The following is a 14,229-nucleotide window of genomic DNA, read 5'->3' as shown; positions in this document are numbered from 1 at the left end:
ATTACGACCAATATGACGAAAAGGGGACCTCGCCCTGACCAGCCGGTGAGGGTGCCTCTACCATCCTGGGGGGCTACCCGTGCGTGACCAGTTCGGACAGTCCTGGGAGCATAAGCGGGAGCCACGCGCCGGACGGCTCTCGTCACCTGGCTGGACGAGTAGCCTTGGACAGGTTCCTTTACATCAACGCCGATCTGCGGAAGAGGGCGATTTCCGCCGTGTCGTCTGAGTCGTCGCGGACAGACCCGCTGGCAAGCTTCGGACAGAACGAATGGCTTGTCGACGAGCTTTACCAAAAGTACCTTCAGGACCCCGAGTCGGTTGACAAGGCCTGGTGGCACTTCTTCGCGGATTACAACGGGCAGGGCAAGGTCGCCCCGCCGGGCGACGCGACGCAGGCCGCCGCTCCCGCACCCGCCGCACCCGCCGCTCCCCCGCAGCCGAAGGCGGAGCCGAAGAAGGCACCTCCTGCCAAGGCTCCCGAGAAGCCGGCCGCCGCCAAGACCGAGGCGCCGAAGCCGCCCGTCGGCGCGGTCGAGGAGAAGCTGCGCGGCGCCGCCGCCCGCACCGCCCTCAACATGGAGGCGTCGCTGGCGATCCCGACCGCGACGAGCGTGCGGGCCGTTCCGGCCAAGCTGCTGATCGACAACCGGATCGTGATCAACAACCACCTCTCCCGCGGGCGCGGTGGCAAGATCTCCTTCACCCACCTCATCGGCTACGCCATCGTGCGCGCTCTTGAGGCCATGCCGGAGATGAACTACGCCTACGGCGAGATCGACGGCAAGCCGGCTCTCGTCCGGCCCGAGCACGTCGGGCTGGGGCTGGCGATCGACGTCCAGAAGAGCGACGGAACGCGCCAATTGCTGGTGCCGTCGATCAAGGCCGCCGAGACGCTCGACTTCCAGCACTTCTGGATGGCCTACGAAGAGATCGTCCGCAAGGCGCGCTCCGGCAAGCTCGGCGTCGACGACTTCCAGGGCACCACGATCTCGCTGACCAACCCCGGCACCATCGGCACGGTCCACTCGGTGCCGCGCCTGATGCCCGGCCAGGGCACGATCATCGGCGTCGGCGCGATGGAATACCCGGCCGAATACCAGGGCGCCTCGGCCGAGACGCTCTCGCGGCTGGCCATCAGCAAGGTGATGACGCTCACCAGCACCTACGACCACCGCATCATCCAGGGTGCGCAGTCGGGTGACTTCCTGCGGCGCATCCACCAGCTGCTGCTGGGCGCCGACGACTTCTACGACGACATCTTCGAGTCGCTGCGGATCCCCTACGAGCCGGTCCGCTGGACCGCCGACGTTTCGGCCTCCCACGACGACGACGTCGCCAAGTCGGCCCGCGTCATCGAGCTGATCCACGCCTACCGCGTGCGCGGCCACCTGATGGCCGACACCGACCCGCTGGAATACCGCCAGCGCAAGCACCCCGACCTCGACATCACCAAGCACGGCCTCACCCTGTGGGACCTGGAGCGCGAGTTCCCGACCGGTGGTTTCGGCGGCCGGGCGCTGATGACGCTGCGCGAGGTCCTCGGTGTGCTGCGCGACTCCTACTGCCGCACCGTCGGCATCGAGTACATGCACATCCAGAACCCCGAAGAGCGGGCCTGGATCCAGGCGCGGGTCGAGAAGCCCCACGCCAAGCCCGACCGCGACGAGCAGCTCCACGTCCTGGCGCGGCTCAACACCGCCGAGGCGTTCGAGACCTTCCTGCAGACGAAGTACGTCGGCCAGAAGCGCTTCTCGCTCGAAGGCGGCGAGTCGCTGATCCCGCTGCTCGACTCGGTGATCGCCGCGGCGGCCGACGAGCAGCTCGACGAGGTCGTCATCGGCATGGCCCACCGCGGCCGTCTCAACGTGCTGGCCAACATCGTCGGCAAGTCCTACGCCCAGGTGTTCGGCGAGTTCGAGGGCAATCTCGACCCGCGCAGCGCCCACGGCTCGGGCGACGTGAAATACCACCTGGGCGCCAACGGCGACTTCGTGTCGCCGTCGGGCAAGCGGATCAAGGCGTCGGTCGTCGCCAACCCGTCCCACCTGGAGGCGGTCGACCCCGTCCTCGAAGGCGTCGTGCGCGCCAAGCAGGACCTGCTGGAGATGGGCCCCGAGGGCTTCACCGTCCTGCCGGTGCTGATCCACGGCGACGCGGCCTTCGCGGGCCAGGGCGTGGTGGCCGAGACGCTGCACCTGTCGCAGCTGCGCGGCTACCGCACCGGCGGCACCGTCCACATCGTGGTCAACAACCAGGTCGGCTTCACCACCAGCCCGGAGGCCTCGCGTTCGTCGGTCTACGCCACCGACGTCGCGCGCATGATCCAGGCGCCGATCTTCCACGTGAACGGCGACGACCCCGAGGCGGTCGTCCGGGTCGGCAAGCTGGCCTACGAATACCGCCAGGCGTTCCGCAAGGACGTCGTGATCGACATGATCTGCTACCGGCGCCGCGGCCACAACGAGGCCGACAACCCGAGCTTCACCCAGCCGCTCATGTACGACCTGATCGACGCCAAGCGCTCCACCCGCAAGCTCTACACCGAGGCCCTGATCGGCCGCGGCGACATCACGGTCGAAGAGGCCGAGCAGGCGCTGCGCGACTACCAGGAGCAGCTGGAGCGGGCCTTCACCGAGACCCGCGAGGCCGCCAAGAAGCCGCTCGAAGAGGGCGCGGTCGTCAAGCCGCCCACCGACGAGCTGATCGTGTGGAGCCACGACGACACCAAGACGGCCATCTCCGAGGAGACCGTCAAGCGTGTCATCGACACGCAGCTCACGCTGCCCGAGGGCTTCACCGTCCACCCGAGGCTCAACCCGGTGCTCCAGCGGCGCGGCGCGATGATCGAGGAGGACGCGATCGACTGGGCGACCGGCGAGACGCTGGCGTTCGGCTCGCTCCTGCTCGACGGCCACCCCGTCCGCCTGGCGGGCCAGGACTCGCGGCGCGGCACCTTCGGCCAGCGCCACGCGGTGCTGGTCGACCGGGTCACCGGCGAAGACCACACCCCGCTGAAGACGTTCAACGAGGGCGTCACGAAGTTCTACGTCTACGACTCGCTGCTGAGCGAGTTCGCGGCGCTGGGCTTCGAATACGGCTACAGCGTGGTCCGGCCCGAGGCGCTGGTCATGTGGGAGGCGCAGTTCGGCGACTTCGTCAACGGCGCCCAGTCGATCATCGACGAGTTCATCTCGTCCGGTGAGCAGAAGTGGGGCCAGCGCTCGTCGGTCGTGCTGCTGCTGCCGCACGGCTACGAGGGTCAGGGTCCCGACCACTCCTCGGCCCGCATCGAGCGTTTCCTGCAGATCTGCGCGCTCGACAACATGACCGTGGCCCAGCCGACGACCCCGGCGAACTACTTCCACCTGCTGCGCTGGCAGGCGCTGTCCGACCGGCGCAAGCCGCTGGTCGTGTTCACGCCCAAGTCGCTGCTGCGCCACAAGGCGGCGGCGTCGGCGACCGCCGAGTTCACCTCCGGCACCTTCCAGCCGGTGCTCGGTGACACCACGGTCGACCCGGCGGGCGTCCGGAAGGTCGTCCTGTGCTCCGGCAAGATCTACTACGATCTGGCCGCCGCACGCGACAAGGGGGGCCACACCGACACGGCGGTCGTCCGGATGGAGCGGCTCTTCCCGTTCCCCGAGCAGCCGCTGAAGGCCGAGCTGGCCCGCTACGCCGACGACGTCGAGCTCGTGTGGGCGCAGGACGAACCGGTCAACATGGGCCCGTGGCCCTACCTGGCGCTGAAGATGACCGAGCGGCCCGAGGTGCTCAACGGCCGGCGGCTGCGGCGGGTCTCGCGGGCGGCGAACTCCTCGCCGGCCGCCGGTTCCCACAGCACCCACGACAACGAACTCCACGCCATCATCACCGAGATCTTCGGTTAGACACGTCACACCCAGCGGGAGGCCCTCCACTGCGGGGGGCCTCTCGCCGTTTCCGGGAGCTTTCATGTACTTCACCGACAGGGGCATCGAGGAACTGGTCGAGCGCCGGGGCGAGGAGGAGGTGCAGATGGTCTGGCTGGCCGAGCGGCTGCGCGAGTTCGTCGACCTCAACCCCGAGTTCGAGACCCCGGTCGAGCGCCTGGCGACCTGGCTGGCCCGCCTCGACGACGACGAGGACTAGAACGCGATACATCTTGACTTTCCACGAACGCGACATATCGTGTTTGTAGGCAGTTCGTGGAAGGGGCGGCGTCATGCCGAGATGGACCATCGACAAACCCGACCAGCTCACGTTCGATCCGGTCGACCGGTTGAGCGTGCGCATCGTGGCCGGCCACCTGGCGGTGCTGGCCAGCGACGGCCCGCCCGGCCTGGAGATCAGCGAGATCGGCAGCGTCCCCCTCGTCGTCGAGCAGGAGGCCGGCCGGCTCACCGTCACCTACGGCGACCTCACCTGGGAGGGCGTGCTCGGCTGGTTGCGCTCGGGGGGCGGCCGGAGCTGCGTGATCACCCTGACGGTCCCGAAGACCTGCCGGGTCGAGGCGGGGGTGATCTCCGCCGGGGCGGTGATCGCCGGCTTCGAGGGTCAGACCCGGGTCCGCAGCGTGACGGGCGACATCATCCTCGACGGCGTGAGCGGCGACGTCCACGCCGAGACAGTCTCGGGGTCGGTCGAGAGCCGCGCCCTCGCCGGCGACCTCGCGTTCACCAGCGTCTCGGGCGAGCTGACCGTCGCCGACGGGGTGCCCAGGCGCCTGCGCGGCAACACCGTCAGCGGCGGCATCACCGCCGACCTGACGCTCGGCCCGACCGGCCACGTGACCCTCAACACGGTCTCGGGCTCGATCTGGGTGCGGCTCCCGCGCGCCACCGACAGCGACGTGACCTTCCGCTCGATGTCGGGCAATCTGGAGTCCGCCTTCCCCGGTCTCACGCACAACGGCCTCCCCGGCACCAAGACCCTCACCGGCCGCCTCGGCGGTGGCATGGCCACCCTCAGCGCGACCACCGTCTCGGGCGGCGTGACCCTGCTCAGTAAGGAATCAGAATGAGTCCCGTCTTCGGCCACGGCAGGCTCCGGCTCTACCTGCTCAAGCTGCTGGAGGAGAGCCCCCGCCACGGTTACGAGGTCATCCGCCTGCTCCAGGACCGTTTCCTCGGCGTCTACTCCCCCTCGCCCGGCACGATCTACCCGCGCCTGGCGCGGCTGGAGGAGGAGGGCCTGGTCACCCACGAGGTCGTCGACGGCAAGAAGGTGTTCACCCTCACCGACAAGGGCCGCGCCGAGCTGAACGCCCGCCTCGACGAGCTCGCCGACCTGGAGCGCGAGATCACCGCCTCGGTCCAGGACATCGCCCGCGAGGTCAAGGAAGACGTGCGCCAGACCGTCCGCTCCCTGCGCCACGAGCTGACCACGATGGCCCGCACCATCAACCAGGAGACGACCGGCTCGGCCCGCGACACCCGCGACGAGTGGAAGCGCCAGCGCGACCGGCAGAAGGCCGAATGGTCGCGCCAGAAGCAGCAGTGGAAGGCCGAGTCGGAGCGCTGGAAGGTCGAGTGGCAGCGCATCTGGACCGACACGTGGGCCATGACGGGCTTCCCGACGCCCGCCAACGGCACCACCGACGACGAGCGGGCCACGGCCAACGACGCGGAACTCGGCCAGTATCTGGCCGACTTCGTGGCCGCCGTCCGGTCGGAGGCGGCCGACACCCGGATCGGCGACGCCGACCTGGCGGCCTGCAAGGCGGTCCTCGACGACACGGCCGCCCGCCTGCGCTCGATCCTCGCCCCTGACGGCTGATCACGATGGGTGGCGCTCACCTGTGCGTCGTGTGCGGCCGGTCGCGCCGTTCATGGTCGCTTCTCTGCTTCCGTTACGGCTCCGCCCGGCCGGCCCCGCCCGCCGTCCCCGGACCTCCCCGCGGCCGGCGCCGACCGGCCGCGCCCGAACCGCCCGGCCACGGGGAGTCGGCCGGCCGCCCTAGAGAGTGAAGACGATCTTCCCGAACACCTCGCCCCCGGCCATGGCCGCCACGCCTTCGCGGGCCTCGGTCAGCGGGAGCACCCGGTCGACCAGCGGGCGGATGCCCGTCTGCTCCAGGAAGACCGCGAGTCTCGCCAGCTGGTCGCGGGTGCCCATGGTCGAGCCGATGATCTGCTTCTGCAGGAAGAAGACCTGGGCCAGCTTGGTGGGGGCGACCATTCCGCTGGTCGCGCCGCAGATCACCACCCGGCCGCCGGGCCGCAGCGACGAGATCGAGTGGTCCCAGGTCGCCTCCCCCACGCTCTCCATCACGGCGTCGACCCGCTCGGGCAGCCGCCCGCCGGTCTCGAACGCCTGGTCGGCGCCCAGTTCCAGGGCCTTCTCCCGCTTGGCCGCCGAGCGGCTCGTCGCCCAGACGCGATAACCGGCCGCCCGGCCCAGCGTGATCAACGCGGTCGACACGCCCCCGCCCGCGCCCTGGACCAGCACCGTCGATCCCGGCTCAAGACCGGACTTCTCGAACAACATCCGGTAGGCGGTCAGCCAGGCCGTCGGCAGGCAGGCGGCGTGCTCGAACGACAGGGCCGCGGGCTTGGGCACCAGGTTCCGCGTGGGCACCACCACCTTCTCCGCGAAGGTGCCCTGGTGCAGCTCGGAGAGCAGCGTCCGGCGCGGGTCGAGGGTCTCGTCGCCGTTGACCGGCGTTCCGATGACCGAGTGGACGATCACCTCGTTGCCCGCCTCGTCGACCCCGGCCGCGTCCGTGCCGAGCGTCATCGGCAGCCGGTCGGGGCTGATGCCGATCCCGCGCAGGGTGAACAGGTCGTGGTGGTTGAGCGAGGCGGCCCTGACGGTCACCGTCGTCCAGCCGTCGGGGACGGCGGGCTCGGGCCGCTCGCCCACGGTCAGACCCTTCAGCGGGTCGTTCGGATCGGTCTGCGAAGCCGTGACTGCGATCATGGCAGAACATTACTCTATGCCTGTTACGGGAGTGACAAAAGGGACCAAGACCCGCCGCGAATAATACGTAAACCGAAATGGCAAACCAGGGATCACCTGCGAATACGCCATTCATAACGGCAGTGCATGAATAACGGTAAGGCCAATTGACCCAGCCCTCTCGTTATATCTGCGGCGTTACCCGTGATCGCGTCATTAACGTTCGGAGCTGTTTCCACGTATTTGGGACGCACCCTCAATTCGTCCCAAGGGAAAGGACTTCGATGATCTCCCGAGCACGACGTCTCTCCATCCCCGTCGCAGGCGCGCTGGTCGCGTTCGGCGTCGTGGGCACCGCCTCGTCGGCCACGGCCACGGCCCCCAGCGACGTGACCCAGAAGGCGGCCCCGACCACGGCCGCCGCCGCGGCGCAGTTCTGGACCCCCGACCGGCTCCGCGCCGCGAAGGACCGCACCGAGGAGCTGGGCAACGCGGTCAAGGGCTCGGGCCGTCCGAGCACCCCCCAGCCCGACGGCAAGGCCGGCGTGGTCCCGCCGATCGGCGGCGAGAAGGCGGGCACCCCCGCCAGCAAGCAGGTCAACCTGCCCAACACGGTCGGCCGGGTGTTCTTCACCCTGCCGGGCAAGAACCCGCTCGACCCCAAGAGCTGGAAGTACTGCTCCGGCACCTCGATCCAGGGCAAGTTCCGCAACGTCGTGGCCACCGCCGGCCACTGCGTGTACGACCCGGCCAGCAACCGGTTCTACGACAACTGGGTGTTCATCCCGTCGTACTGGGACGGCACCCAGGCGTGGAACGGCAAGGCGCCCTACGGCATCTACCCGGCCACCTGGTACCAGGCGCACGACGACTTCGTTGTCAAGGAGGACTACGACTACGACTACGCGTTCGTCAACGTCGCCTCCGGTTACAAGGCCAGCTGGGAGAAGGTCGACGGCAAGTACAAGCTCGTCAAGACCTCCGTCGGCCGCCTCGGCGACAACGTCGGCGGCCAGGGCTTCACCTGGAACCGCAGCACCAAGACCAACGTCTTCTCGTTCGGCTACCCGGCCGGCCCGCACCCCGACGGCGACCGTCCGTTCAGCGGCAAGACGATGAAGTGGTGCTACGGCCAGACCGCCGCCATGCCGGCCGCGCCGAAGTACAACGTCCAGGAGCACGTCGGCATCAAGTGCGGCATGACCGCCGGCGCCAGCGGCGGCCCGCTGATCTGGAACTACAAGAGCAAGACCCGTTCCGGCTACCTCTACGGCGTCAACAGCATCGCCTGGGACACCGACGGCAACGACCGGTACGACCGGCTCTCCTCGCCCTACTTCAACGGCGAGACCTACGACGTCTACAAGGTCGCGGCCAACCGCTGGACCGCGTGACCATCTGCCGCGAGAACCGGTGCCCGGGGGACGTTCATCGTCTCCCGGGCACTTTCCTTTACACGGGCCGTAGCTTCGGCCCGATCTACTCGGACGGGCCAGAGGGCCGTTCGGTTCCCTCGGATTCATAACGAGAAGGCCAAGAACCTGTGCCTGATCACTGGTGATCTGGAAAAATCACCCCTTACGATCGATACCTCCGTCACGAGACCCCCGAGAGGCCCCCATGACCAGGCGGATCACCCTTGCCGCGGGCGGCGTCGCCGTCGCGCTGGGTGCCGCCGCGCTCCTCTCGATCTGGACGCCGACATCGGCGCCCGCCGTCGCGGCCCCGCCCACGGCGCCCCTGATGGAGGTCTCGGCCAAGGAGGCCGCGCCCCCGGCGGAGCGGCACCTCGGCAAGGGCGTGATGGCCTACCCACTCGCCGCGACCGGCGCGGACATGCAGAAGGTCGCCGCCTACTGGACGCCGGCGCGGCTGAAGGAGGCCAGCACCTACGTCCCGGCCTCCAAGCCGTCCACCGGGGCGCGGCAGGCCCCCTCGATGGCCGAGCTCTCCCGCGCCGGCGTGGCTACGGGCGCGGCCGGCGCCGTCGCGCCCTCCCAGCAGCCGATGGTCGGCAAGGTCTTCTTCAAGCTGGGCGACAAGGAGTACTGGTGCTCCGGCTCGGTCGTCCACTCCAAGAACCGCAACCTGGTCGCCACGGCCGGCCACTGCGGCTGGTCGCTCGGCCAGAACAAGCCCGTGGAGAACTGGGTCTTCATCCCCTCCTACGCGGGCGGCTCGACCGACGCCGGCGTCTACGTCGGCCACACCCTCTACCTCCACGAGGACTTCTCCGGCGCGGGCGACTACGACCGCGACTACGCCTTCGTGACCGTCTACCGGGGTTTCACCTGGAAGGGCGACCAGAGGGTGCAGGGCGGCCGGCTCGAAGACAAGGTCGGCGCCTTCCAGTTCGCCTCGACCAAGGGCCGCTCCCGCCCGGTGTCGGTCTTCGGCTACCCGGCCGGCGCCCATCCCGACGGCACCCGCCCCTACGACGGCCAGGTCGTCCGGTCGTGTTCCGGCACGACCAGGGCCACCGCCGCCACCGCCCCCACCTATCTCCTGGAGAACGGCGTCCTGCTGAACCCGTGCCCCTTCACGGCGGGCGCGAGCGGCGGCCCGTGGGTGCTCGGCTGGGATCCGGTGAAGAAGACCGGGTTCCTCAACGGCGTGACCAGCCTGACGTGGAACATCAACGCCGACGGCAAGCTCGACGCGGCCTCCTCCCCCTACTTCAACGCGGTGACCGCGCGGGTCTACCAGCAGGCCGCCAAGCAGGCGACGAACTGAGCAAGCGCCTTGCAACCGCGGATAAAGCAGGGATAAAGCGCAGAAACCTACCTTCATCACAGCACACCCTCTGCGATGAAGGAGCACCACCATGCGATCCCGAGCGAAGCACCTCGCGCTTCTGGGCGCCACCGCCGGTCTTCTCGGCGCCGCCCTGGCCGTCCCGTCCGCGGCCAGCGCCGCTCCCGACGAGGCGTCCGACCCGCTGGCCGGCAGCGGCATCGCCGCCTGGAACGTCGTCGCCTTCTGGTACGGCCAGTCGAAGGCCAACCTGAACGCCGCCACCCCCTACGACGTCGAGACCAAGGTCGTCGCCAAGCACCTGTCGAAGGGCGGCCCGTCGGCCGACGGCAAGCCCGGTCTCGTCTCCCCGATCGGCGGCGCGGGCTCCACCTCGTCCAAGAACGTCAACCTGCCCCGCACCACCGGCAAGGTCTTCTTCCTGGACGCCGACAAGAACCCCCGCTGGTGCACCGCCACCTCGCTCCAGTCGAAGTACAAGAACCTGGTCGCCACCGCCGGGCACTGCGTCTACGACGTCGAGTCGAACGCCGCCACGCTGAAGTACTGGGTGTTCGTCCCGGCCTACTACCAGGGCAAGACCCCCTACGGCATCTACGTCGGCAAGCAGGCCTTCACCCACTACGACTTCGACGTCTACGAGGACTTCGACCGCAACTACGCCTTCGTCACCGTCTACAACGGCCTCAAGGCCCCGCACGACGGCGGCCCGCTCGACGGCGACTGGAAGAAGGTCTCCAAGAGCGAGTGGGACAAGTACCGCTCCTACGGCACCTACCCGTGGATCGTCAGCAAGTACACGAAGAAGGTCGGCTCGAAGTACTACATCTGGAAGTTCGTCGACGCCGGCCGGCTGGGTGACAACGTGGGCGGCCAGGGCTTCGCGTACAACCAGAAGCGAAACGTGAAGGACTACGTCTTCGGCTACCCGAGCGGGTCACACCCCGACGGCAACCACGCCTACACGGGCCAGACCCAGAAGTGGTGCTACGGGACCACGTTCCCGGCCTCCGCCTCGGCGGTCAAGGGCGAGGAACTGCTCGGCGTCAAGTGCAGCTTCACCGGCGAGGGCTCGTCGGGCTCGGCCTGGATGTACAAGTACAGCAACACCAGCCGCAAGGGCTACCTGAACGGCGTCACCGCCGCGGTCTCCGACACCGACGGCAACGACCGCATCGACGTCAGCCTCTCGCCCTACTTCGACGGCGAGACCTACGGCATCTACAAGCACGCGGCGAACCTGTGGTCCGGTTCGATCGCCTAGGACGGAGAGGGCCCGGCCGCACCTGGCCGGGCCTTTTTCATGCGTGGAGGAATTAGACGTACATAGCTGGATTTCGGTGCCATCGAAAAATGTGATTCGAGTCACATTCGTTTCAAGATCCGACTGCCGCGAGTCAAGTGCTCACCTGCGGCGATGCGTGCACAACGGCCCCAAAGGCCCGGTGAAGTCGCTTTGGACACGCGGAACATCCCGCATATCGTCCTGACGGTCCCTTTACCAACGCATGGAGCACCCTTGAAGCGCACCCTCGCCCTCTCCGGTGTGGCAGCCGGCCTCCTGGCCTCCGCCCTCGTCGCCCAGCCCGCCTCGGCGGCCGGTGACGTGGCGAGCGACTCCCTGGCCAAGACGTCGCTCGCGGCCAAGAACGTCGTCGCCTACTGGTTCGCCAACCGGTACGCCAACCTGGTCGGCTCGACCCCCTACAACGCCGAGACGACCATCAAGGTCAACAAGCACGTCTCCACCGGCGGCCCCTCGGCCGACGGGAAGGCTGGAACGGTCCCCGCCATCGGCGACGAGGCCAAGTCGGGCGGTTCCTCCAAGAACGTCAACCTCCCCCGCACCACCGGCAAGGTGTTCTTCCGCGGCGGCGACGGCAAGCCCCACTGGTGCACCGCCACCTCGCTGCAGTCGAAGTACAAGAACCTGGTCGCCACCGCCGGAAGCTGCGTCTACGACACGGTGACCAACAAGGCCACCCTCGACTACTGGGTCTTCGTGCCCGGCTACTACCAGGGCAAGACCCCCTGGGGCATCTACGTCGGCAAGACCGCCTACACCCACTACGACTTCGACGTCTACGAGGACGGCGACCGCAACTACGCGTTCGTCACCGTCTACAACGGCCTCAAGGCGCCGGCGTCGGGCCTGCCCGCCAAGGGCAGCGACTTCGCCAAGTGGATGCGGTCGGAGAACACCAAGGAAGTCTCCAAGGCCGAGTGGGAGACCTACAGCAAGGCCATCCGCTCGCCCGGCCCGATCAAGGGCAAGTACTACGTCATCCGCTTCACCGACGCCGGCCGCCTCGGCGACAACGTCGGCGGCCAGGGCCTGGCCTACAACCAGAAGGTCGGCCAGAACGTCTACGTCTTCGGCTACCCGAGCGGCTCCCACCCCGACGGCAACCACGCCTACACGGGCCACACGCTCAAGTGGAGCTACGGCAAGACCTTCAAGGCCAAGGCGTCGGCCGTGAAGGCCGAGGAGCTGATCGGCGTGAAGTCGTCGTTCACCGGCCAGGGCTCGCTGGGCTCGGCGTGGCTCTCGCAGTACAAGAGCACCCGCCGCCTCGGCTACCTGAACGGCCTGACCAGCGGGGTGTCCGACACCGACGGCAACAAGCGCATCGACACGAGCGTCTCGGCCTACTTCGACGGCGAGACCTACGGCGTCTACAAGGCCGCCGCCAACGTGTGGTCGGGTTCGATCGCCTAGTCAAGATCGTTTAGTCAAGATCGAACATCTGCGGGGCCCGGCCGTTCGGCCGGGCCTTTGCCGTTCGCGCCAGGTTCCATTGATCTCATGTGATTTACATCACATTCCCAGGATCTTCCCAGACTCCTGTGGTTGGCTACGCCATTCACTCGGCACACCCCTCTGGCACCAGAGCTGCGCTTCCATCCCTCCGGCGTCATTGACACGTCTGTCAACGCTGAGTGGACCAGATTACGAGGGAATCTCCGTCACCGAGAGTGATCGATCGCCCCTTTGGCCGCAGAAATCACGGCTGTAGGGTCCAGCCATCCCTTTCCTGACGCATGGGACGCAGCTGCGGCCCACGTACAGACCAAGGAGTTCCCCCATGAAGCGCACTCTCGCCCTCGGTGGCGTGGCGGCGGGCCTGCTGGCCTCCGCTATCGTCACCCAGCCGGCTGCCGCCGCCGGCGACGTGGCCAGCACCCCGCTGGCCTCCACCGGCATCGCGGCGAAGAACATCGTCGCCTACTGGTACGCCAACAAGGCTGCCAACCTCGTGGGCGCGACCCCCTACGACGTGGAGACCCAGGTCGTCGGGAAGCACGTCTCGACCGGCGGTCCCACCGCCGACACCAAGCCCGGGATCGTTCCCGCCATTGGTGACGAGAAGAAGGTCACCAGCACCTCGAAGAACGTCAACCTGCCCAAGACCACGGGCAAGGTGTTCTTCATCGGCGCCGACCACAAGCCGCACTGGTGCACCGCCACCTCCGTGCAGGCCGCGTACAAGAACCTCGTCGCGACCGCCGGTCACTGCGTCTACGACGTCGTGAACAACAAGGCGACCCTCGACAAGTGGGTCTTCGTCCCGGGCTACTACCAGGGCAAGACCCCGTGGGGCATCTACGTGGGTAAGCAGGCCTTCACCCACTACGACTTCGACGTGTACGAGGACGGCGACCGCAACTACGCGTTCGTCACCGTGTACAACGGCCTGAAGGCCCCGCACGACGGCCCCGCTTTCGGTAAGCACGTGCCCAAGGGCATCACCGGCGGCGACGGCTGGGAGGACCTGGGCGGCTGGGTCGAGGTCTCCAAGGACGTCTACGACGACTACTTCGGCTTCGACACCTTCATCGGTGACACGGCCGCGGTCTGGTACAAGGGCAAGCTGCACTACTTCATCTGGAAGTTCGTCGACGCCGGTCGCCTCGGTGACAACGTCGGCGGCCAGGGCCTCGCCTACAACCAGAAGATCGGCCAGTCGGTCTACGTCTTCGGCTACCCGAGCGGCAAGCACCCGGACGGCAACCACGCCTACTCGGGCCACACGCTCAAGTGGAGCTACGGCAAGACCTTCGCGGCGAAGGCCTCGGACATCAAGGCCGAGGAGATCATCGGCATCAAGTCGTCCTTCACCGGTGAGGGCTCGCTCGGTTCCGCGTGGATCGCGCAGTACAAGAGCGCTCGTCGTCTGGGCTACCTGAACGGCGTGACCATCGGCGTCTCCGACACCGACGGCAACAAGCGCTACGACACCTCGGTTTCCCCGTACTTCGACGGCGAGACCTACGGCGTCTACAAGGCTGCTGCGAACCTGTGGAGCGGCTCGATCGCCTAAGCGGTCACCAGCTCGACGAAAGACCCGATCGTTACGATCGGGTCTTTTGTCGTTTTTGCGCGTTCCAGCAAAGGTTGAGTTAACTCGCCGATCGGTTCCATTGATCGCGAGTGATTTACATCACATTCCCAGGATCTTCACAGAACCCTGTGGTTTCCTTCGCGCCCACAGGCGGCGAGTCACGGACAGTCCGAACTGCGCTTCTGTCCCGGCGTTAATCCTTACAAGCCTGTCAACTTTGAGTAATCCCGGTTACGAAAAGATCTCGACGACT

10 protein-coding genes are annotated in these 14,229 nt (G+C 67.6%); 9 read left to right on the top strand and 1 reads right to left on the bottom strand.

Features of this window, described 5'->3' with window-relative positions; all coding sequences use genetic code 11:
* Nucleotides 1–218: 218 nt before the first annotated feature.
* The 4 genes from QSK34_RS26970 (at nt 219) to QSK34_RS26955 (ending at nt 5,757) form a co-directional block, all read left to right on the top strand.
* Entirely contained in the window at nt 219–3,890 is a 3,672-nt protein-coding gene (locus QSK34_RS26970) for a multifunctional oxoglutarate decarboxylase/oxoglutarate dehydrogenase thiamine pyrophosphate-binding subunit/dihydrolipoyllysine-residue succinyltransferase subunit (protein ID WP_161484382.1), read from the top strand.
* Nucleotides 3,891–3,954: 64 nt separating this feature from the next.
* A complete protein-coding gene (locus QSK34_RS26965) occupies nt 3,955–4,131 on the top strand; it encodes a DUF6104 family protein (RefSeq protein WP_170990908.1) in 177 nt (58 codons plus the stop codon).
* A gap of 73 nt (nt 4,132–4,204) precedes the next feature.
* A complete protein-coding gene (locus tag QSK34_RS26960) occupies nt 4,205–5,002 on the top strand; it encodes a DUF4097 family beta strand repeat-containing protein (RefSeq protein ID WP_285587902.1) in 798 nt (265 codons plus the stop codon).
* Complete coding sequence (locus QSK34_RS26955) at nt 4,999–5,757, top strand: PadR family transcriptional regulator (protein WP_285587900.1); 759 nt, start codon at nt 4,999–5,001, stop codon at nt 5,755–5,757. Before QSK34_RS26960 ends, QSK34_RS26955 begins: the two co-directional genes overlap by 4 nt.
* A gap of 180 nt (nt 5,758–5,937) precedes the next feature.
* Here QSK34_RS26955 and QSK34_RS26950 read toward each other — a convergent pair whose 3' ends face one another.
* The gene (locus tag QSK34_RS26950; protein WP_285587898.1) at nt 5,938–6,900 is read right to left on the bottom strand and encodes a zinc-binding dehydrogenase; all 963 of its coding nucleotides are present in this window, start codon (nt 6,898–6,900) and stop codon (nt 5,938–5,940) included.
* A 263-nt stretch (nt 6,901–7,163) separates the two neighbouring features.
* On the opposite strand from QSK34_RS26950, the gene QSK34_RS26945 reads away from it, so the two are divergent.
* The 5 genes from QSK34_RS26945 to QSK34_RS26925 all read left to right on the top strand — a co-directional run bounded on the left by QSK34_RS26945 (nt 7,164) and on the right by QSK34_RS26925 (nt 13,955).
* A complete protein-coding gene (locus tag QSK34_RS26945) occupies nt 7,164–8,273 on the top strand; it encodes a trypsin-like serine peptidase (protein ID WP_161484371.1) in 1,110 nt (369 codons plus the stop codon).
* Nucleotides 8,274–8,499: 226 nt separating this feature from the next.
* Nucleotides 8,500–9,612, top strand: a complete 1,113-nt coding sequence (locus QSK34_RS26940) for a trypsin-like serine peptidase (protein WP_285587896.1) — start codon at nt 8,500–8,502, stop codon at nt 9,610–9,612.
* Between the two features lie 91 nt (nt 9,613–9,703).
* Nucleotides 9,704–10,897: a trypsin-like serine peptidase gene (locus tag QSK34_RS26935; RefSeq protein WP_161484369.1), complete on the top strand. Its 1,194-nt coding sequence runs from the start codon at nt 9,704–9,706 to the stop codon at nt 10,895–10,897.
* Between the two features lie 255 nt (nt 10,898–11,152).
* Nucleotides 11,153–12,352, top strand: coding sequence for a trypsin-like serine peptidase (locus QSK34_RS26930; protein ID WP_285587893.1), 1,200 nt, complete (start codon nt 11,153–11,155; stop codon nt 12,350–12,352).
* 367 nt (nt 12,353–12,719) lie between these two features.
* Nucleotides 12,720–13,955, top strand: coding sequence for a trypsin-like serine peptidase (locus QSK34_RS26925; protein ID WP_285587891.1), 1,236 nt, complete (start codon nt 12,720–12,722; stop codon nt 13,953–13,955).
* The last annotated feature ends 274 nt before the right edge of the window (nt 13,956–14,229 follow it).

The organism is Herbidospora sp. NBRC 101105, assembly GCF_030269205.1.
Taxonomy (GTDB): Bacteria; Actinomycetota; Actinomycetes; order Streptosporangiales; family Streptosporangiaceae; genus Herbidospora; species Herbidospora solisilvae.
Note: the sequence above shows the minus strand (reverse complement) of the source record. Positions and strands in the feature narration are given on the sequence as shown.

Excerpts from the sequence above, each read along its gene's own strand:
- QSK34_RS26965 (WP_170990908.1), top strand. The coding sequence starts at position 3,955 with ATGTACTTCACCGACAGGGGCATCGAGGAACTGGTCGAGCGCCGGGGC.
- QSK34_RS26960 (WP_285587902.1), top strand. The coding sequence starts at position 4,205 with ATGCCGAGATGGACCATCGACAAACCCGACCAGCTCACGTTCGATCCG.
- QSK34_RS26955 (WP_285587900.1), top strand. The coding sequence starts at position 4,999 with ATGAGTCCCGTCTTCGGCCACGGCAGGCTCCGGCTCTACCTGCTCAAG.
- QSK34_RS26950 (WP_285587898.1), bottom strand. The coding sequence starts at position 6,900 with ATGATCGCAGTCACGGCTTCGCAGACCGATCCGAACGACCCGCTGAAG.
- QSK34_RS26945 (WP_161484371.1), top strand. The coding sequence starts at position 7,164 with ATGATCTCCCGAGCACGACGTCTCTCCATCCCCGTCGCAGGCGCGCTG.
- QSK34_RS26940 (WP_285587896.1), top strand. The coding sequence starts at position 8,500 with ATGACCAGGCGGATCACCCTTGCCGCGGGCGGCGTCGCCGTCGCGCTG.
- QSK34_RS26935 (WP_161484369.1), top strand. The coding sequence starts at position 9,704 with ATGCGATCCCGAGCGAAGCACCTCGCGCTTCTGGGCGCCACCGCCGGT.
- QSK34_RS26925 (WP_285587891.1), top strand. The coding sequence starts at position 12,720 with ATGAAGCGCACTCTCGCCCTCGGTGGCGTGGCGGCGGGCCTGCTGGCC.